Origin of the sequence: Amycolatopsis sp. La24 (assembly GCF_029087445.1) — a bacterium.
GTDB lineage: Bacteria > Actinomycetota > Actinomycetes > Mycobacteriales > Pseudonocardiaceae > Amycolatopsis > Amycolatopsis nivea.
Map to the genome: position 1 here is coordinate 56,063 of NZ_JARACH010000023.1, position 16,671 is coordinate 72,733.

Genomic DNA, 16,671 nt, shown 5'->3' on the forward strand with positions numbered 1-16,671 from the left:
GGCTGGCGACAGTCCTGCGCGCAAGGCACGAGCCAGCCTGCCGGCTGGGCAGCTGCTGCAACCCGGCTCTTCACACTGCTCAAGACTTTCCTACCCCTCTGACCTGGGACGATGTGATCCCGGGAGCAAATCGCGGCACTCGTTCGTTCACTGGATATGGCTGTCGTGTTCCTGCTCTACGTCATCGCTGAAGTCGCCGCCATCTGGGCGGTCGGCTCGGTCGTCGGTGTGCTCGGCACGATCGGTCTGCTGATCGCGGGCGCGTTCGTGGGTTCGTGGCTGGCGCGTCGCGAGGGCGGCAAGGCGATGCGCGCCTTCATGGCGACCGCGCAGTCCGGCCGCAATCCGGAGAAAGAGCTGACCGACGGGATGCTCGTCGCGCTCGGCGGCGTGCTGATCATGGTCCCCGGCTTCGTCAGCGACGTGCTGGGCCTGCTGTTCCTGCTGCCGCCCACCCGCTCGATCGCCCGGCGGTTCTGGCTGCGCCGCGCGGAGAAGCGCGCCATCCGGTACGCCAACCAGCGCCGCGGTCCGGTGATGGTGGTGGACAGCGAGGTTGTCGCGGAGGAACCGCGGCAGGCGAAGAATCACCCGGTGATCGAAGGCCGGATCGTCGAGGGCTGAACCGCGCGCCACAATGGCTCCCGTGGAGCGGTTGGAAACGACTTCCGCGGTGAGCGCCCGCATGAGCAAACAGAAGTCGCGCAACACCGGGATCGAAATGGCGTTGCGCAAGATCCTGCACGCCGCCGGGTACCGCTACCGAGTGCACCGCCGTCCGGTGAAAGGCGTCCGCCGCGAGGCTGACCTGGTGTTCGGCCCCGCGCGAGTAGCGGTTTTCGTGGACGGCTGCTTCTGGCACGGCTGCCCGGAACACGGCACGTGGCCGAAGAACAATGCCGATTATTGGCGGACCAAGATCGAAACCAACCGCCGCCGGGACGCGAATACCGACGCACTGCTGCACGAAGCGGGCTGGCTGTCGGTGCGAATCTGGGAACACGAGGCGACCGATGTCGCCGCGTCGCGGGTGATCGAGACCGTGAAGGAACGCCGACCCCATTAATGTTGGCGCCATGCCTCAACCGGGTCAGCCCACCGCCGCGGAGTTCTTCGCCGGCATCGGTCTCGTGCGCCTAGGCCTCGAACCGGCCGGCTTCGACGTCGCGTGGTCCAACGACATCGAACCGGCGAAGCAGGCAATGTACGAGGCACACTTCAACGACCAGGGCGCACACGAGTACGTACTAGGCGATGTCGCCGCCCTCCGCGGCGCCGATCTGCCCGCCGGCCTCAGCCTGGCCTGGGCGTCGTTCCCCTGCACAGACCTCTCGCTGGCCGGCTGGCGCCGCGGCCTGGCGGGCTCCCACTCGTCGACGTTCTGGCAATTCACCCGCATCCTCGACGAACTGGGCCAAGACCGTCCGCCGGTAGTCGCACTGGAGAACGTAGTCGGCCTGGCAACCAGCCACGGCGGCGACGACCTCCGCGCGGCGATCGGAGAACTCAACCGCCTCGGCTACTCCGCCGATGTCCTCACCCTGGACGCCCGGCGGTTCGTCCCGCAGTCCCGGCCCAGGTTGTTCATCGTCGGCGCGCAAAACCCGCCCTCGGACTCGCCCGCGCCGTCGCCCCTCCGCCCGCCTTGGCTCGCGCTAGACCCAGCGTTGCGGACACATCGCGCCGCGTTGCCCGCGCCGCCCCCGCTGCTGGTCACCGGGCTGTCCGCCGCCGTCGAACGCCTCTCGCCCGATGACGAGCGCTGGTGGACCGCACCGCGCGCTGACGCGTTCATCGGGTCGCTGTCGCCGCTCCAGTTGGAGCGATTGTCGCAGCTCAAGGCAGGAAAGAAGCTGGTGTACCGGACGGCCTACCGGCGCACCCGCAACGGAAAACCAGTGTGGGAAGTCCGGCCGGACGACATCTCGGGCTGCCTGCGCACAGCCCGCGGCGGATCGTCCAAACAAGCCGTCGTACAAGCTGGCCGCGGCTCGGTGCGAGTGCGGTGGATGACGCCGCGCGAGTACGCGCGGCTGATGGGGGCGGGGAAGTACGCGCTGGATGGGCTGCGGAACAACCAGGCGCTGTTCGGCTTCGGGGACGCGGTGTGCGTACCGGTGGTGCGGTGGTTGTCGGAGAATTACTTGATGCCGTTGGCTCGTGGGGAAATGAGCCTCGAAGCCGCGGGCTAGTCCGCCCCAGTCGGCTTGGGGATGTCGAAATACCCCGACAACCGCACCGCCGGCGCGTACTCGCCCTTGACCTTTACCTTCCCCGTCACGAACATCGCCGCCACAGCCGCATTCCCGGTCGCCATGCGGATGAAGTCCTCAACCGCCACCGTGATCGTCGTGTCCGGGGTGCGGGCCAGGTCGGTGCTCGACACGCACAGGCCGTCCTCGATGACTGTTTGGTAGCGGTCGAAGTCGTCCCCGGCGGGGAAGCGCCAGGAGACCACGACGTCGACGTGCCGGGCTCGGTCTGGGCGGAAGTGTTCTGACATCCGGCGGAAGATCTCGTCCAGGAAGACCGCGCGCAGTTCGTCGTGGTCGGCGATGCCTTTCAACTGCTCTCGCGAAGCCGCCGCGACGACATCCACCAACGACTGTGTGGTCAGCGAAGCGATTTCGATGCCGGCTCCGGCGGTGCCGAGCATGTGCAGCGTCTCCAGGACCTGCACGAACTGCTCCGGGGTCAGTTTGCCCACCTCGAGAGAGCGGGCGAAACCGTTCACCGCGTGCTCACCGGGTGAGTGCGCGGCACGCATGCTCGAACGCCAGCGGGACACGGAGCGGCTCAGGCCGGTCGGGGCAGGTCGAAGTGGCCGACCAGCCCGGCTGCGAAGGCCAGGTCGCCCTTGACCTTCAGTTTTCCGGTCACGAACAGCACCGCGGGCGTTGCCTGGTGAGTGATGATGCGGAAGAAGTCCACGGGCGAAAGCGTAATCGTCACGCGGGCCTTCTCGCGCATTTCGCGGGACACCGTGCAGGTTCCGTCGGAAAGCACTGTCTCGTAGCGGTCGTAGCCACCTTCGCCGGTGCCGCCGGACAGCCGCCAGTGGACCACCGCGCGCAGTGACTTCGCACGGATGTGCGCTCCCATGCGCGCGAAGATCTCGTCCAGCACCCGCTCGCGCAGCGGACGTTCGGCGACCACGGCTTCCAACTGCGCCCGCGACGCCCGCGCGACCAGCGTGGCGAACTTCGTCGGGTCGACCTTGTCCAGCGAGAACGCCGGCACCTGTTCCGACAGCCGCATCAGCGCCGCCAGCAGCCGGTTCATGTCGGAGCGGCCCAGTTCGCGGGGGTCGATGGCGTCCGCGACCGCGTTGACGTCGAGCGCGCTCGCGTCGACGGCTTCGGTGCGGTCCAGCGCGTCCAGCAGCGCGACCCCGCGCAGGCCGGCCAGGTCAGAGCTGGTCGCCTCCGGGTTGTCGGCCATCTTCCACCCCTTCCGGAACTTTCCGCCGTAAGGCTACCGGTGAGTAGGTAGCGCGGCAAGCAACGCCGCCGACCTGGGGACGGGTACCGTCCGTGCCAGCGAGAGGGAGGAAACAGTCACCGTGTCCGACGAAGATCAGCGCCCACCCGAGCGAGCGAGGCGGCTCCCGAGGGCGGTCCGTGAACGCCAGATCCTGGACGCCGCGGTGCAGGTGTTCTCCCAGCACGGCTACCACTCGGCGTCGATGGACGAGATCTCCGAGGTCGCGGGCGTCTCCAAGCCGATGATCTACACCTACCTCGGCTCGAAGGAAGACCTCTTCGGCAAGAGCATCCAGCGCGAGGCGACCCGCCTGCTCGAAGCCATCCAGGCAGGCGTGCAGCCCGATCTGCCGCCGGACATGCAGCTGTGGCACGGCCTGCGCTCGTTCTACCGCTTCGTCGCCGAATACCGCGAGTCCTGGACGGTGCTGCACCGCCAGGCATTGACAGTCGGCGGCGGCTTCGCGGCGGAGATCACCGCGATGCGCACGCGCGCGATCGAACTGGTCGCGGCGCTCGTGGTGGCCGCGGGCACCCGCAAGGGCCTCGGCGAGCAGACGGAGTTCTCCGGACCCGGCTTGGCCGCGGCGCTGGTCGGCGCGGCGGAATCACTGGCCGACTGGGCACTGGACCACCCGGAGATCTCCGACGGCGTGCTCGCGTCCTGGCTGATGAACCTGGTGTGGCTCGGGTTCAACGACCTCGTCGAGGGGCAGGTCTGGAAGCCCTCAGAGTGAGCGGCGCGGCTCTGCCCGTCTCGATCTGGGCGTTGGTGTTCGCGGGCTTCTCGTTCTGGTGCTCAACGCGCGACCGGGTCGGCTGAAGACCTTCCCGCCGCACACCGTTGCCTCCGGCCCAGAGCGGGACGGCGGGCAGTCGGTGCTCATCCCGCTGGTTCTCCACAACACTGGTGCGCTGCCGATTGTTGTTCGAGATCTCCGCGTCGTGGTGCTGGGAGAACGAGAAGCCCTCAGAGGGCTGAGATCACCCCGTCCAGGTGCGGTTTCGGCTTCCGGGCGTGCCACAGCTCGAAGGCCCACCCGTCGTCCGTCTGCCAGGTCGTGAATGCCGCGCGGCCGGGCAGCAGCACGGGCTGCTTGAACCGCACCGCGATGCTGTATGCGTCCGGCAGCCTGCCCTCGAAGGACGCCAGCGCGTGCGCCTTCGTCCACATGCCGTGCGCGATCGCTTTCGGGAAGCCGAACAGGCGTGCGGTCAGCGGGTGCAGGTGGATCGGGTTGCGGTCGCCGGAAACCTCGGCGTAGCGGCGGCCGATGTCGCCCGGGACGTGCCACAGCGCGGACGGTTTCGGGGGCGTCAGCTGGGTGCGCGGACCCGACGAACCCGAGCCCGAGCCGGTGCGGCGGAGATAAGTCGACACCTCGCTCCACACGGTGTCCGCGCCCGAGTGGACCTCGCTCACCATGTCGAACTGGCTGCCTTTTTCGTGCGGGCGCAGGTTTTCCGCGCGCACGCTCACCCGGAACGTCTCGCCCAGCAGCAGCGGACGGTGTTGCGTGATCCGGTTCTCGACGTGCACCAAACCCAGCAGGGGGAACGGGAACCCCGGCTCGGTCATCAACGCCATCTGCAGTCCGAAGACCAGCATGTGCGGATACGTCGCGGGCAGCTCGTCCGAGAAGCGGAATCCGCAGACTTCGTTGTAGGCCGCGACGTGTGCCGGGTCTACGACGACCTCGGGGCGCACCAACTCCGTATTGGGCAGGGTCGAGCCGCCGCCTCGGCGCAGCAGGGCTTTCGGGTACAGCGTCGCCAGGCTGGGCGCGCTCGTCACTTCACGAACAGCCATCCCTCACGCCCCCAGCAGCGCCTGGCCGCACACGCGGACCAGGTTCCCGTTGACCGCGGCCGACGCCGGGTTGGCGTACCAGGCAATGGTTTCCGCGACGTCCACCGGCAGCCCGCCCTGGCCGAGGCTCGACAGCCGCCGTCCGGCCTCGCGGATGAACAGCGGTACCGCGGCGGTCATCTTGGTCTCGATGAACCCGGGCGCGACCGCGTTGATCGTTCCGCCGTACTCCGCGAGCTGCGGCGCGCCGACGTTCACCATCCCGATCACGCCCGCCTTCGACGTCGCGTAGTTCGTCTGGCCGACGTTGCCCGCGATGCCCGCGATGGACGAAACCCCGATGACGCGGCCGTTTTCGCGCAGGATCTTGTCGCCGAGGAGCTTGTCGTTCACCGCGAGCTGCGCGGCGAGGTTCACCGCGATGACCGAATCCCAGCCGCCCTCGGTCATGTTGCCGAGCGTCTTGTCGCGGGTAATGCCGGCGTTGTGCACCACGACATCCACCCCGCCGTGGCGCGAGGTCAGGTACTCGGCGAGCTTGGCGGGCGCGTCCGCGGCGGTGATGTCCAGCTGCAGCGCCGAACCGCCGATTCGATTGGCCACAGTGGACAGATCGCCGCCCTGCGCGGGGATGTCCAACGCGACCACGTGCGCACCGTCGCGGGCGAGCGTTTCGGCGATTGCCTCGCCGATGCCCCGCGACGCACCTGTCACCAGCGCGACCTTGCCGTCCAGCGGCTTTTCCCAGTTCTCCGGCGTCGGCGCGGTCTTGGCGTGCGTGCCGACGCGGATGACCTGGCCGTCCACGAACGCCGACTTCGCCGACAGCAGGAACCGCAGCGTCGACTCGGCCGCGTCCTCCGCCCCTTCGGCGACGTACACCAGCTGCGCCGTCGCACCGCGCTTGAGCTCCTTGCCGACCGAGCGGACGAACCCCTCCAGCGCGCGCTGCGCGATCCGCTCGCGGCCCTCGGCCAGTTCCGGCGGCGTGCCGAGCACGACCACCCGGCCGGATGAACCGACCTTCCGGATCACCGGGTGGAAGAACCGATAGACCTCACGCAGCTGGCCCGGGTCCTTCACTCCGGTGGCGTCGAACACCAGCGCCGCGTTCCGGTCGGCGGGCGCGCTGATCACCTCGATGCCCGCCTCGGTGAGCTGCGCCCGGACAGTCTTCTCCAGCCGTCCGCCCGGCGCGGCCCCGAGAAGTGCGGGACCCTCAAGAGCGGGTTGGCCGGGACGGTACCGGCGCAACGTCGCGGGGTTGGGCAGGCCGAGCTTCGGCACCACGAACTTCCCCAGCGGGGTCTTCGTGAACTGCTGGTACCTGTCCGCCATCACGTGCCTCCCGTGCAGTCTGCGTCACGTCGCAGTCTAACCTACTCGCTAGTAGGTTACAGTGTGAAAGGCACGACTCCAGAGAGGTGGACGGCATGGCGACCAGGAAAACCCCGGCGGTGCGCAAGGTCGCGATCGTCGGCGGGAACCGGATCCCCTTCGCGCGGTCGAACGGCCCGTACTCCCGGGCCTCGAACCAGGACATGTTCACCGCCGCGCTGGACGGTCTGGTCAGCCGGTTTTCGCTGCAGGGCGAGGTGATCGGCGAGGTCGCCGCCGGTGCGGTGCTCAAGCACTCCAAGGACTTCAACCTCGCACGCGAAAGCGTCCTCGGCAGCAAGCTCTCGCCCGCGACGGCGGCCTCGGACGTCCAGATGGCGTGCGGCACCGGATTGCAGGCAGTCATCAACGTCGCCCACAAGATCGCGCTCGGGGAAATCGATTCGGCGATCGCGGGTGGCGTCGACACCACGAGTGACGCCCCGCTGGCGGTCAACGCCAACCTGCGCCAGATCCTCGTGCAGCTCAACGCGGCAAAGACGCTCGCCGACCGGCTCAAGCTGGTCGCGAAGATCCGCCCTGGCCACATCGTGCCGGAGATCCCGCGCAACGCCGAACCGCGCACCGGACTGTCGATGGGGGAGCACGCCGCCCTCACCGCGCAGGTCTGGGACATCACCCGCGAGGCGCAGGACGAACTGGCCGCGACCAGCCACCGCAACCTCGCCGCCGCCTACGACCGCGGCTTCTTCGACGACCTGGTCACGCCGTACCTCAAGCTCGCCCGCGACCAGAACCTCCGCCCGGACTCCTCGGTCGAAAAGCTCGCCAAGCTCAAGCCGGTCTACGGCGGCCCGGACGGAACAATGACCGCGGGCAACTCGACCCCGCTCACCGACGGCGCGTCGACAGTCCTGCTCGCGACTGAGCAGTGGGCGAAGGCGCACAAACTGCCGGTGCTGGCGTACCTGACGTTCAGCCAGACCGCGGCTGTCGACTACGTGCACGGCGACGAGGGCCTGCTCATGGCCCCGGCGTACGCGGTGCCGCGGATGCTCGAGCGCGCCGGATTGACGTTGCAGGACTTCGACTTCTACGAGATCCACGAGGCGTTCGCGTCGCAGGTGCTCGCCACGCTCAAGGCGTGGGAGGACCCGGCGTTCGCCAAGGAGAAGCTCGGCCTCGACGCGCCGCTCGGCTCGATCGACCGCACCAAGCTGAACGTGAACGGCTCCTCGCTCGCGGCCGGGCACCCGTTCGCCGCGACCGGCGGCCGGATCGTCGCGACGCTCGCGAAACTGCTGAACGAGAAGGGTTCCGGGCGCGGCCTGATCTCCATTTGCGCGGCGGGCGGCCAGGGCGTCACCGCGATTCTGGAGAAGTAAGCACGCCGACAAGGCCGCCGCCCGGAAACCCGGGTGGCGGCCTTGTTCGTGCACTCAGTCGGTAAGCGACTTCTCCGCGCGCTTGGCCAGCTTGTCGGCGCGCTTGCCCGCCTTCTTCGCCGCACGCCGGGCCCGCCAGCCCAGCGACGGCTTGCCCGCCGTGTCGCTCGCGGCCAGCAGCAGCCCGCCGGCCAGCGACGCGTTCTTGAAGAACTGGATCTGCTGGGCCTGCTTCTCGCCCGGATCGGACAGCTGCCAGAACCGGTGCGCGGCCAGCGTCGTCGGCACCAGCGAGCCGAGCAGCGCCACCGCCGCCAGCCGCGGGGCCTTGCCGCTCGCCAGCGCGAGCCCGGCCCCGATCTTGACCGCCGCGTCGATCCGCACCAGCGTGGCGGGATCGCGCGGGACCTGGTCCGGAACCAGGCCCTCGACCTTGTCGAAGGTCTCGGTGAGGAACGGTTCGGCCGCCTTCGCGTGGCCTTGGGTGTCACGCAGGGCACCGATGCCGCCCAACACGAAGATCGACGCGAGCAGTGGACGTGCCACCCGGCGCAGTATCACGGTCTCGCCTCTCTGATCGGGAATCCCTGGAGATGAACCTACAACCGGGATTGCCCGCCACGCTCCCCGCCGAACCGAGCTAGCGATACCTAGGAGAATATTGCTTTTATTCTAGATTACCCTAGACAGTTCTAGCGGACTTCGTGCTTGACCTTGCCGCAACGTCAACCTCTACCGTCGAAGCCGTGGTCAGGACGGAATGGTCGATCCAGGACATCGCCCGGTCCGCGGGCACGACGAGCCGGACCCTGCGGCATTACGACGCCGTCGGGCTCCTGCCGCCGACGCGGATCGGCAGCAACGGTTACCGCTACTACGACGAGAACTCGCTCGTCCGGTTGCAGCGGATCCTGCTGCTGCGCGAACTGGGACTGGGTCTGCCCGCGATCGCCGAGGTGCTCGACGGCCAACGCGACGGTGCCGCGGCCCTCGAAACGCACCTGGCACTGCTGGAGAAGGAGCGGCAGCGGATCGGGCGGCAGATCGAGTCCGTGCGGACCACGCTCCGGAAACTGAAGGGAGGTGAACAACTCATGGCAGAGGAAATGTTCGACGGGTTCGACCACACCCAGTACAAGGAAGAGGTCACCCAGCGCTGGGGCGCCGACGCCTACCGCAAGGGCGACCGGTGGTGGCGGTCGCTGTCCGAGGCCGAGAAGAAGGCCCACCAGCAGGAGCAGGTCGACATCGGCTTCGCGTTCGGAGCCGCTCGCGACGCTGGTCACGCCGCCGGTTCGGCCGAAACGCAGGCGGTCACCGCGCGGCTGCACGAGTGGTTGAAGGCTACCGGGATGGAGATCTCGAAGTGCTACTTCGCCGGTCTCGGGCAGATGTATGTCGACGACCCGCGGTACGGCTCGTACGACGAGAAGCACGGCCCCGGCACGGCCGAGTACATCCGCGACGCGATGAAGATCTACGCGGAGCGGAACCTGACGGACTAACGCTCCGTCAGAGTGGGCGCTGGGGGTAAGGATGGACGGGGCTGCAGACCCGGCCATCCTTCGGCGACACGCACTAGCTGTATATGGCGGAATATCGGTCTAGCTCTAGATACCTCGATACGGTGACAGAGTGGACCCCATCCGCAACCCCTTCGCGCCCGGCGCCGGGCAGCGGCCGCCCGAGCTGGCTGGCCGGGAAAGGGAGCTGAAGGCGTTCGAGGTCGTCCTCGAACGCGTCGCTCGCGGACGGCCGGAGCGCAGTCTCGTGCTGACCGGTCTGCGCGGGGTCGGCAAGACGGTGCTGCTGGGGGAGTTGCGGTCGATGGCCGTCCGGCACCGGTGGGGCGCGGGCAAGATCGAAGCGCGGCCGGACGCGGAACTGCGGCGTCCCTTGTCGGCGGCGTTGCACCGGGCGATCCGCGACCTCGCCGTGCGGCATCGCGCGCCGGAACGGGTCGAGGAAGTGCTCGGGGTGCTGAAAGCGTTCGCGCTCAAGGCGAACAAGCCGGACGCGAAGCTGCGCGACCGCTGGCAGCCCGGCATCGACGTGCCCGCCGCGCAGGGCCGGGCGGATTCCGGCGACATCGAAATCGACCTGGTCGAGCTGTTCACCGACGTCGCCGAGCTGGCTGCGGACGTCGGCACCGGCGTCGCGCTGCTGATCGACGAGATCCAGGACTTGCAGCCGGACGACGTCTCGGCGCTGTGCGCGGCTTGCCATGAGCTGTCGCAGTCCGGCGCGCCGCTGGTCGTGGTCGGGGCGGGGTTGCCGCACGTGCCCGCGGTGCTGTCGGCGTCGAAGTCGTACTCCGAGCGGCTCTTCCGTTACTCGCGCATCGACCGGCTCAGCCGCGAGGACGCCGACTACGCGGTGATGGCTCCGATCGAACGCGAGGACGCCGGGATCGAACCGGAGGCGCTCGACGCGCTGTTCGACGCGTCCGGCGGGTATCCGTATTTCATCCAGGCCTACGGCAAGGCCGCCTGGGACGCCGCGCCCGCCGACCCGATCACGGTCAAGGACGTGCAGGTCGCCGCGCCCGAGGCGGAGTCGGAGCTGGCGGTCGGGTTCTTCGGATCGCGCTACGAACGCGCCACGCCCGCCGAACGCGAGTACCTGCTCGCGATGGCCGAGCTGACCCAAGGCCGCGACGAGGCCGCCGGCACCGCCGATGTGGCCGTCTACCTGGGGCGCAAGCCGTCGTCGCTGTCGCCGGCGCGCGACAGTCTCATGAAGAAAGGCCTGGTCTACTCCGCCGAACGCGGGCAGATCGCCTTCACCGTGCCGCACTTCGGGCACTACCTGCTCGGCCGCGACTGAGCGGATCTTCCCTTCGCTACCGGTCTATGCGACCGCCTAGCTGTTTCTAGCGATTTTGCTAGATATCCGTAGAAGAAGTTAGCGCGTTAGCGGTTTGTGACCGCCAACACGAGATCTGTCCGGTGAAGTCCAGGTGGCTGCCGATGATTATTCGGCAAGTGCCCCATATCACCGTAGATTCGTTGGCTTCCTTGTGAAAAAAGGTGCATACTAGAGACACAGCCACCGAAGACCTCTGAAGGGGATGCAGAAGACAATGAGCAACATCGCCGCCAAGCTCCGTGCCCGTCGCGCCGAGGCTCGCACTCGCCGGGCGCTGAACCGGGCGATCGACACCGCGGCCACCTCGACGGTCCGCCAGGAGCTCATCGCCCTCGCCCAGGCGCGTCAGCCGTTCATGCGCTGACCTGCACGGATAACCTGTTGGTGGGTCACTCACGTGAGTGATCTAGACCACAGTGAATCCTGGGTGTAACGCCGCGGAGAGCCGCGTCGATACCCACTACGACCCCGTGATGCTGGCGGACCCCCGACCTGGCAGCATCACGGGGTTTCCATATGTCTGGACCATTTCGGACGCTCGCCCACCACCGGGGGAATTCCCTTGCCCCGAGCGGACGGCGGGGCGATGCTTGACTCAGTCAACGATCGAGTCAAGGTGGTCCCCATGCCGGATTCCGTCCTCACCGAACGCGTTGCCACGGTTCGCGCATTCAACCGGCTCTACACCGGCGTGATCGGTGTCCTCGACGAGGGACCCGCCGACGCCGAATACTCGCTGAGCGAAGCGCGGGTGCTGTTCGAACTCGCCCAACAGGACCGGCTGCAGGTCAGTGATCTGCGCAAACGGCTGTCCCTCGACGGCGGCTACGCGAGCAGGCTGCTCGGCAGGCTGGAAACCCGCGGTCTCGTCACCCGGGAACGCTGCGCTGACGACGCGCGCCGCCAGCTCGTCACGCTCACCGAGGAGGGCCGCGCCGCTTTCGCCGATCTCGACCACCGTTCGGCCAGCCAGATCGGCAGCCTTCTCGACCAGTTCGCGGACGCCGACCAGCGCCGTCTGCTCCGCGCGATGGGGACCATCACCGCACTCGTCGGCGAATCGGCGCCGGAACCGACGATCTCCCTGCGCGCCCCACGCCCGGGCGACCTCGGCTGGGTGGTGCACCGGCACGGTGCGTTGTACGCCGAGGAGTACGGCCTCGACGAACGCTTCGAAGCCCTCGTCGCGCGCGTGATCGCCGACTTCGCCGACCACCGCGGCGACCCGCGCCAAGCCGGCTGGATCGCCGAACTCGACGGCGAACGAGTCGGCAGTATTTTCTGCACCCCCGGCGACGAGGAAGGCACCGCGAAGCTCCGGTTGCTCCTGCTGGAACCGGCCGCGCGCGGACACGGTGTCGGCAAACGACTGGTGCGGGAATGCGTCGAATTCGCCAGCGCGCAGGGGTATCGGTCGATGGAGCTGTGGACGCTGTCGCTGCTCGCCGCCGCGCGCGGGATCTACCGCAGTGCCGGGTTCGAACTTGTCGGCGAGGAAGAGACGGACGCGTTCGGGCCGTTGGTGACCGGCGAGACCTGGCGGCGGGAGTTATAGATGTTCGTCTTGTACTGCGCCGTGTGCGATCGCCGGACGCTGCTGGGCGTCGACGAGGTCGACTGGGTCGAGAATCTGACGCGCGGCGTGATCTCGGTGTCCGGCCACTGCCCGCTGGGACACGACGCGGTCATCCTGACCGGCGACGCGTTCACCCCGCACGCGGACCCGAGGTATTTCGGGCCCGCGCCGCGAGTGTGGACGAAACCGGTGCACCGCCTGCGCGGCTGGCTGCGCACGAGGTTCCAGATGAGCCGCGACCTGCCGGGCCCGTTCTATCGCTTCTGACGCCCCATCAAGTAAAACTCCGGATTCGGCTTGAGCGCGGTCAGATGCGCGAGCCGGTTGGACATCGCGAACAACGCGGTGATCGCGCCGACGTCCCAGATCTCGTCCTCGGTCAGCCCCGCCTCGCGGGCCGCCTCCAGGTCGCCCTCGCCGAACAGCGCGGACTCGTGGGACAACGCCAACGCGAGATCGAGGATCGCCCGGCCGCGCTCGTCGAGTTCGACCTGCCACGGATTCGCCGCGACCTGGTCGGAGAGTTCGGGATCCTTGGCGCGGATCCGCAGGATCGCTCCGTGCGCGACGATGCAGTAAGTGCAGTGGTTCGCGCCGGAGGTGGCTACGACGACGAGCTCGCGTTCGGCCTTGGTGAGTCCGCCTTCGCGTTCCATGAGCGCGTCGTGGTAGTCGAGGAAGGCCCGCAGTTCGGCCGGGCGGTGGCCTAAGGCGCGGAAGATGTTCGGCGTGAAGCCGGATTTCTCCGCGATGGCGCCGATGCGCTCGCGGAGATCGTCGGGAAGGTCTTCGAGTTCCGTCACGGGGAACCGGCTCACGGGGTTGGTCATGCCGCCCACGCTAACCCGCGCGGTTCGCGTACGGGAGGGGGCCGGATGCGCCCCGTTCACCCGGAAGGGGTTTGCTTACCCCGTGAACTGGACCGCGTACGTGGACGGTTACTGCGAGCGCACCGCGCCCGGACTCTGGGGAGAGCCGCTCAACGACCTGGCCAACCTGGCCTTTCTCGTGGCCGCCGGGATGGTCTGGTGGCGGGCCGGCGGGCAGCGCATCGGGCGGGTGCTCGCTGCGCTGATCGGGTTGATCTTCGTTGCCAGCAGCGTGTTCCACCTCGTCGCCACGCGGTGGGGAGCGGTCGCCGACTCCGCGGCCATCCTGGTCTTCACCTTGTTCTACGCCGCGGCCTTTCCCCGGGTGTTCCTGCAGGCGAAAGCCAAGTGGTCCTGGCTGGGGGCACCGGCGTTCCTGGCCGTCACCGGTGCGTCGGCGGCACTCGGCGGCGGGCTGTACCTGCCCGCACTCGCGGGGCTCGCTGGGTTCGCGATCGCGTTGGCGGTAAAGCGCGATCCGTACTGGCTGCACTTCACGATGGCCGCCGCGGTGTTCGCGTTGTCGTTGTCCTTCCGGACTGTCGACGGGGTGATCTGCGGAGACTTCCCGGCGGGCACGCATTTCCTCTGGCATTTGCTCAACGCGGTCGTCCTGTACGTCGTCGCGAAGGCGATGATCGGCAAAACAGAAGAGGCCCCCGCGCCGGAAACCGACGCGGAGGCCTCTGTCTAAAAAGGACTCAGTGCGCGCCGATCGGGCGCAGGTCCTTGTCGTGTTCGTCGGCGTGGTAGTCCTCGGGCGCGGTTTCGTCGTTGCCCGGGCTCCACTTCAGGGCCCGTGCGATGACCGAGACCACCGCGGCCACCACGATGTTCGCGATCAGGGCCACGAAACCGGGGTAGATCTGGACCACGGCCAGGGCGGTGCCGCTGAACGGGTGCCAGCCGAAGATCGACAGGTTGCCCATGGCCAGCGCGGAACCGCCGAAGTGGAGTTTTCCGTTGGTGGGGTTGGGGATTCCGTACAGCATGATCAGGCCCCAGCCCATGCCGACGATCCAGCCGGCGATGAGGCCCGCCTTGTGGAACCAGCGCGTGTACAGGGCGATCGCCACCGCGGGCAGGGTCTGCAGGATCAGCACGCCGCCGATCAGCTGCAGGTCGATCGAGAACTGCGGGTCGATCAGGATGATCACCAGCACCGCACCCAGCTTGACCACCAGCGACGCCAGTTTGGCCTGCTTCGCCTCCTGCTTCGGCGTCGCGTCCTTGCGGATGTACTCCTTGTAGATGTTGCGCGTCCACAGGTTCGCCGCGGCGATCGACATGATCGCGGCGGGGACCAGTGCGCCGATGCCGATCGCGGCGAAGGCGATGCCCGCGAACCAGTTCGCGAACTGCGAGTCGAACAGCAGCGGGACGATCGTGTTGCCGTCCGGCTTTCCGGTGGCGGCGTTCGTCAGCGGCTTGACGCCCGCCGAGATCGCGACGTAGCCCAGCAGCGCGAGCAGGCCCAGCACGAACGAGTAAGCCGGCAGCGCCACCATGTTCCGCTTGATCACATTGCGGCCGCGCGAGGCGAGCACGCTCGTGAGCGAGTGCGGGTACAGGAACAGCGCGAGTGCCGAACCCAGCGCCAGCGTCGCGTACTGCAGCTGGTTGCTCGAGGTCAGCAGGATCGAACCGGACGGCTTGCCCGTCTTCGGATTCGGCTTGGCGAGCGTTTCCTTGGCGGTGTTGAAGATGTGGTCCCAGCCGCCGAGCTTCGAGGGCAGGTAGATGACCGCCACGATGATCACGATGTAGATCAGGATGTCCTTGACGAACGCGATCAGCGCGGGGGCCCGCAGGCCGGACTGATACGTGTAGAGCGCCAGGATCACGAACGCGATCAGCAGCGGCAGGTGCCCGACGATGCCGGAACCGTTGATGCCCATCGTGCGCAGCACGGCTTCCAGGCCGACCAGCTGCAACGCGATGTACGGCATGGTCGCGACGATGCCGGTGATCGCGACCAGCAGCGCCAGCGTCGGCGAACCGAAGCGGCCGCGGACGAAGTCGGCGGGGGTCACGTAGCCGCGCGAACGGCTGACCGACCACATGCGCAGCGCGGGCAGCAGGACGATCGGGTAGACGACGATCGTGTAAGGCAGCGCGTACAGGCCGAGCGCGCCGGCGCTGAACACGAGCGCGGGCACGGCGACGAAGGTGTACGCGGTGTAGAGGTCGCCGCCCAGCAGGAACCAGGTGATCCACGAACCGAACTTGCGGCCGCCGAGGCCCCATTCGTCGAGGTGGTCGAGGCCGCCGCCGGCCTTCCACCGCGAGGCGACGAAGCCGAGCACGGTGACGACGAGGAACAGGAACGCGAAGACGATGAGTTCGACCCACTGGATGTTGCTCATCGGGCGTCCCCCTCGTCCAGGTCGTCAACGCTCAGCTCGTCCCGGCCGCCGCCCCGCGGCTTGTTCTTGGTGGCCAGGTAGACGATGCCGGTGCACAGCACGCCCAGCACCACGAACGCCAGCTGGAACCAGTAGAAGAACGGAAGGCCGAACAGCCGCGGCCCGTCGAAGTTGAACAGCGGCGTGACCAGGATCAGCAACGGGATCAGCAACAGCAGGTTCCAGGCACTGAACTGGAACCCGCGCACCCGACCGCCCGGTTTGGCAGTGGACATCGAACCTCACCTAACACTCACGTGACACGCGACCGCCTGACCCTAGACCCCGGTCATCCCGCCGTCATACGAGTTCGATATCGATTCGATCAGCACTACGAACACGTTCCAGGGTGTGGACAACCTCGGGGACAACCCGCTTCCGCGCGGCCCCTTCGAGCCGTTCGCTACCCCTATCGGCGGGACCGGGCCGCCCCGAATGCCCCAAGAGCTTGTGCCAGACGGCGGTTGTCCACGGGGTTGGGCAGCTTGTGCACAGAGTTATCCACAGGCAGTGGACAACTCTGTGGCTAAACTGAACGGCATGGTCCGCGTGCCCCTCACCGACGAAGAACGCTCCCGCGGCGAGCGGCTCGGCCTGGTGCTACGCGCCGCCCGGGCCGGACGCAGCATGGTCGACGTGGCCGCAGAAGCGGGCATTTCGGTCGAAACCCTGCGCAAGATCGAGACCGGACGGATCCCGACGCCCGCGTTCTTCACCGTCGCCGCGATCGCTGACGCGGTGGGGATGCCGCTGGACCGGGTGCGCGTCGCGTGCGAGGGCGACGCGGCGGCGTTTTCGCAGGCCAGCTGAGGTTTTCCAGGCTGATCGGGCAGTACCGCGGGACGGTTGAGGCAGATCGGGTGGATCCTGCCGTCGAGGGCAGCGCAGCAAGCAGAACGGGCAACCGAAGTTCGAAATGAGAAGTGATAGTTGCTTAG

20 protein-coding genes are annotated in these 16,671 nt (G+C 67.9%); 12 read left to right on the forward strand and 8 right to left on the reverse strand.

Annotation, left to right across the window (positions count from 1 at the left end; genetic code table 11):
* Positions 1-156 precede the first annotated feature (156 nt).
* From PUT80_RS22320 to dcm, 3 genes are read left to right on the forward strand one after another with little or no spacing between them, the layout of a single operon-like run.
* Positions 157-624, forward strand: a complete 468-nt coding sequence (locus PUT80_RS22320; protein ID WP_037808993.1) for an FxsA family protein — start codon at positions 157-159, stop codon at positions 622-624.
* 13 nt (positions 625-637) lie between these two features.
* On the forward strand, positions 638-1,066 hold the full coding sequence (locus PUT80_RS22325) for a very short patch repair endonuclease (RefSeq protein ID WP_107050910.1): 429 nt from the start codon (positions 638-640) through the stop codon (positions 1,064-1,066).
* A 10-nt stretch (positions 1,067-1,076) separates the two neighbouring features.
* Entirely contained in the window at positions 1,077-2,192 is a 1,116-nt protein-coding gene (gene dcm / locus PUT80_RS22330) for a DNA (cytosine-5-)-methyltransferase (protein ID WP_275293323.1), read from the forward strand.
* Here dcm and PUT80_RS22335 read toward each other — a convergent pair.
* Together PUT80_RS22335 and PUT80_RS22340 are read right to left on the reverse strand one after the other, a co-directional pair.
* The gene (locus tag PUT80_RS22335; RefSeq protein ID WP_205673037.1) at positions 2,189-2,767 is read right to left on the reverse strand and encodes an SCP2 sterol-binding domain-containing protein; all 579 of its coding nucleotides are present in this window, start codon (positions 2,765-2,767) and stop codon (positions 2,189-2,191) included. The genes dcm and PUT80_RS22335 overlap by 4 nt on opposite strands.
* A gap of 29 nt (positions 2,768-2,796) precedes the next feature.
* Entirely contained in the window at positions 2,797-3,441 is a 645-nt protein-coding gene (locus PUT80_RS22340) for an SCP2 sterol-binding domain-containing protein (protein WP_037808997.1), read from the reverse strand.
* 121 nt (positions 3,442-3,562) lie between these two features.
* On the opposite strand from PUT80_RS22340, the gene PUT80_RS22345 reads away from it, so the two are divergent.
* Entirely contained in the window at positions 3,563-4,219 is a 657-nt protein-coding gene (locus tag PUT80_RS22345; protein WP_134664251.1) for a TetR/AcrR family transcriptional regulator, read from the forward strand.
* Positions 4,220-4,452: 233 nt separating this feature from the next.
* On the opposite strand, the gene PUT80_RS22350 is transcribed toward PUT80_RS22345, so the two are convergent.
* A complete protein-coding gene (locus PUT80_RS22350) occupies positions 4,453-5,292 on the reverse strand; it encodes a MaoC/PaaZ C-terminal domain-containing protein (protein WP_275293324.1) in 840 nt (279 codons plus the stop codon).
* 3 nt (positions 5,293-5,295) lie between these two features.
* Positions 5,296-6,630: a 3-oxoacyl-ACP reductase gene (locus PUT80_RS22355; RefSeq protein ID WP_037809002.1), complete on the reverse strand. Its 1,335-nt coding sequence runs from the start codon at positions 6,628-6,630 to the stop codon at positions 5,296-5,298.
* A gap of 95 nt (positions 6,631-6,725) precedes the next feature.
* Between PUT80_RS22355 and PUT80_RS22360 the strand changes: the two genes are divergently transcribed.
* Positions 6,726-8,015 (forward strand): acetyl-CoA C-acetyltransferase, encoded by a 1,290-nt coding sequence (locus PUT80_RS22360; protein ID WP_037809004.1) that lies wholly within the window; start codon positions 6,726-6,728, stop codon positions 8,013-8,015.
* A gap of 54 nt (positions 8,016-8,069) precedes the next feature.
* Here PUT80_RS22360 and PUT80_RS22365 read toward each other — a convergent pair whose 3' ends face one another.
* Entirely contained in the window at positions 8,070-8,576 is a 507-nt protein-coding gene (locus PUT80_RS22365) for a DoxX family protein (protein WP_009085133.1), read from the reverse strand.
* Between the two features lie 185 nt (positions 8,577-8,761).
* On the opposite strand from PUT80_RS22365, the gene PUT80_RS22370 reads away from it, so the two are divergent.
* The 5 genes from PUT80_RS22370 (at position 8,762) to PUT80_RS22390 (ending at position 12,726) form a co-directional block, all read left to right on the forward strand.
* Positions 8,762-9,520, forward strand: coding sequence for a MerR family transcriptional regulator (locus tag PUT80_RS22370; RefSeq protein WP_275293325.1), 759 nt, complete (start codon positions 8,762-8,764; stop codon positions 9,518-9,520).
* Between the two features lie 130 nt (positions 9,521-9,650).
* The gene (locus PUT80_RS22375; RefSeq protein ID WP_275293326.1) at positions 9,651-10,841 is read left to right on the forward strand and encodes an ATP-binding protein; all 1,191 of its coding nucleotides are present in this window, start codon (positions 9,651-9,653) and stop codon (positions 10,839-10,841) included.
* A 256-nt stretch (positions 10,842-11,097) separates the two neighbouring features.
* Positions 11,098-11,247 (forward strand): hypothetical protein, encoded by a 150-nt coding sequence (locus tag PUT80_RS22380; RefSeq protein ID WP_162836041.1) that lies wholly within the window; start codon positions 11,098-11,100, stop codon positions 11,245-11,247.
* A 261-nt stretch (positions 11,248-11,508) separates the two neighbouring features.
* Positions 11,509-12,438 carry a bifunctional helix-turn-helix transcriptional regulator/GNAT family N-acetyltransferase gene (locus PUT80_RS22385; RefSeq protein WP_037809429.1) on the forward strand — a complete coding sequence of 310 codons (930 nt, stop codon included), beginning with the start codon at positions 11,509-11,511 and terminating at the stop codon, positions 12,436-12,438.
* Positions 12,439-12,726 (forward strand): hypothetical protein, encoded by a 288-nt coding sequence (locus PUT80_RS22390; RefSeq protein ID WP_037809011.1) that lies wholly within the window; start codon positions 12,439-12,441, stop codon positions 12,724-12,726.
* Here PUT80_RS22390 and PUT80_RS22395 read toward each other — a convergent pair.
* A complete protein-coding gene (locus PUT80_RS22395) occupies positions 12,714-13,289 on the reverse strand; it encodes a peroxidase-related enzyme (protein WP_037809430.1) in 576 nt (191 codons plus the stop codon). The two genes, PUT80_RS22390 and PUT80_RS22395, sit on opposite strands and share 13 nt — an antisense overlap.
* Before the next feature lie 82 nt (positions 13,290-13,371).
* Between PUT80_RS22395 and PUT80_RS22400 the strand changes: the two genes are divergently transcribed.
* On the forward strand, positions 13,372-14,022 hold the full coding sequence (locus PUT80_RS22400; RefSeq protein ID WP_275293327.1) for a hypothetical protein: 651 nt from the start codon (positions 13,372-13,374) through the stop codon (positions 14,020-14,022).
* A gap of 7 nt (positions 14,023-14,029) precedes the next feature.
* Here the strand turns inward: PUT80_RS22400 and PUT80_RS22405 are convergent, their stop codons facing one another.
* Both PUT80_RS22405 and PUT80_RS22410 read right to left on the reverse strand, forming a co-directional pair.
* Complete coding sequence (locus PUT80_RS22405; RefSeq protein WP_275293328.1) at positions 14,030-15,694, reverse strand: sodium:solute symporter; 1,665 nt, start codon at positions 15,692-15,694, stop codon at positions 14,030-14,032.
* A complete protein-coding gene (locus PUT80_RS22410; protein ID WP_043831686.1) occupies positions 15,691-15,969 on the reverse strand; it encodes a DUF3311 domain-containing protein in 279 nt (92 codons plus the stop codon). The genes PUT80_RS22405 and PUT80_RS22410 overlap by 4 nt, the downstream gene beginning before the upstream one ends.
* 304 nt (positions 15,970-16,273) lie before the next feature.
* On the opposite strand from PUT80_RS22410, the gene PUT80_RS22415 reads away from it, so the two are divergent.
* Positions 16,274-16,543, forward strand: coding sequence for a helix-turn-helix transcriptional regulator (locus PUT80_RS22415; RefSeq protein WP_037809018.1), 270 nt, complete (start codon positions 16,274-16,276; stop codon positions 16,541-16,543).
* The last annotated feature ends 128 nt before the right edge of the window (positions 16,544-16,671 follow it).

Bases quoted from the DNA above. Each gene is read 5' to 3' on its own strand.
- PUT80_RS22405 (WP_275293328.1), bottom strand. From the start codon at position 15,694: ATGAGCAACATCCAGTGGGTCGAACTCATCGTCTTCGCGTTCCTGTTC.
- PUT80_RS22355 (WP_037809002.1), bottom strand. From the start codon at position 6,630: ATGGCGGACAGGTACCAGCAGTTCACGAAGACCCCGCTGGGGAAGTTC.
- PUT80_RS22360 (WP_037809004.1), top strand. From the start codon at position 6,726: ATGGCGACCAGGAAAACCCCGGCGGTGCGCAAGGTCGCGATCGTCGGC.
- PUT80_RS22340 (WP_037808997.1), bottom strand. From the start codon at position 3,441: ATGGCCGACAACCCGGAGGCGACCAGCTCTGACCTGGCCGGCCTGCGC.
- PUT80_RS22395 (WP_037809430.1), bottom strand. From the start codon at position 13,289: ATGACCAACCCCGTGAGCCGGTTCCCCGTGACGGAACTCGAAGACCTT.
- PUT80_RS22410 (WP_043831686.1), bottom strand. From the start codon at position 15,969: ATGTCCACTGCCAAACCGGGCGGTCGGGTGCGCGGGTTCCAGTTCAGT.
- PUT80_RS22320 (WP_037808993.1), top strand. From the start codon at position 157: ATGGCTGTCGTGTTCCTGCTCTACGTCATCGCTGAAGTCGCCGCCATC.
- PUT80_RS22335 (WP_205673037.1), bottom strand. From the start codon at position 2,767: ATGCGTGCCGCGCACTCACCCGGTGAGCACGCGGTGAACGGTTTCGCC.
- PUT80_RS22415 (WP_037809018.1), top strand. From the start codon at position 16,274: ATGGTCCGCGTGCCCCTCACCGACGAAGAACGCTCCCGCGGCGAGCGG.
- PUT80_RS22390 (WP_037809011.1), top strand. From the start codon at position 12,439: ATGTTCGTCTTGTACTGCGCCGTGTGCGATCGCCGGACGCTGCTGGGC.
- PUT80_RS22385 (WP_037809429.1), top strand. From the start codon at position 11,509: ATGCCGGATTCCGTCCTCACCGAACGCGTTGCCACGGTTCGCGCATTC.
- PUT80_RS22380 (WP_162836041.1), top strand. From the start codon at position 11,098: ATGAGCAACATCGCCGCCAAGCTCCGTGCCCGTCGCGCCGAGGCTCGC.
- PUT80_RS22350 (WP_275293324.1), bottom strand. From the start codon at position 5,292: ATGGCTGTTCGTGAAGTGACGAGCGCGCCCAGCCTGGCGACGCTGTAC.
- dcm (WP_275293323.1), top strand. From the start codon at position 1,077: ATGCCTCAACCGGGTCAGCCCACCGCCGCGGAGTTCTTCGCCGGCATC.
- PUT80_RS22325 (WP_107050910.1), top strand. From the start codon at position 638: ATGGCTCCCGTGGAGCGGTTGGAAACGACTTCCGCGGTGAGCGCCCGC.